Genomic DNA, 866 nt, shown 5'->3' on the forward strand with positions numbered 1-866 from the left:
GGGTCGGGGGGCACTGTATCGCCATCGATCCGTGGTTTTTGACCGAAGACATTGCTGATCTGGATMTTATCCGTACTGCGCGCGAATTGAACGACGACATGCCGAGGTACATCGCCGGGCGAATTTGCAACAAGATCGGCTCGACCATTCAGAGAATCGGAATTCTAGGAGTGAGCTACAAGCCGGATGTCGACGATGCTCGCGAAAGTCCAGCTTTGGAAGTTGCAAGGCTTCTGTCGAAGAAATACAAAATCCGCTGCCACGATCCGTTCGTGAAGGAGTTTGATCTCGAGCTTTTCCCTATCGAGCAAGTCGACGGGTGGGCAGACGTGCTGGTGATCCTTTCGAATCATAAAATCTACGCGTCCAGGAAGTTCGGATCTCCGCTGCTTTCGTTTGACAAGTTGATCAACGCCGACGCTGAGGCGATTTTGGACTTGGGGTCATAGGGGCTGTGCCGCGCGCGAAGCGCGCAATCGTTCCCGCTGCAGGAGTTGCCAGGCCGCGCTGTGCGAGACCATACCCCCGCGCGCAGCGAGCGGGGTTCAAGAGCCGGCCTTTTCAAGTTGAAACCTTAAATGTCCGCAAAAAGAGTTCGAGATTCGTCAATGACCAAAGAACCTTTTCGTGATTCTGTCGACCGCTGAGGTGTTCTGTTACAAGCCTGCGAAGCTTGGGGGCACTTATCACTTGCGCTAAACTGGAACTTTCGCTCACCAGCATATCTTGTAAGAAATCACGGTAAGGGCCTCTAAACCATTCTCCGATCGGCACACGAAAGCCGACCTTTTTCCGCCGTAGGATCTCGGGCGGCAGGATATTGTCCATCGCAGCGCGCAGCACCGTCTTGCCGCCCTTGCCTCCGG

The 866-nt window shown here is 54.6% G+C and carries 2 protein-coding genes; one reads left to right on the forward strand and one right to left on the reverse strand.

Translation table 11 applies throughout. From position 1 onward, the window contains the following. Nucleotides 1-449 (forward strand): UDP binding domain-containing protein (locus tag ACXJMY_RS37955; RefSeq protein ID WP_456624462.1); only part of this gene is annotated, 449 nt, incomplete at its 5' end. A 112-nt stretch (nt 450-561) separates the two neighbouring features. On the opposite strand, the gene ACXJMY_RS37960 is transcribed toward ACXJMY_RS37955, so the two are convergent. Further along, nucleotides 562-866: asparagine synthase-related protein (locus tag ACXJMY_RS37960; protein WP_456624463.1), on the reverse strand; the 305-nt coding region annotated here is incomplete at its 5' end.

The sequence above is a fragment of the Bradyrhizobium sp. P5_C12 genome, assembly GCF_054049735.1.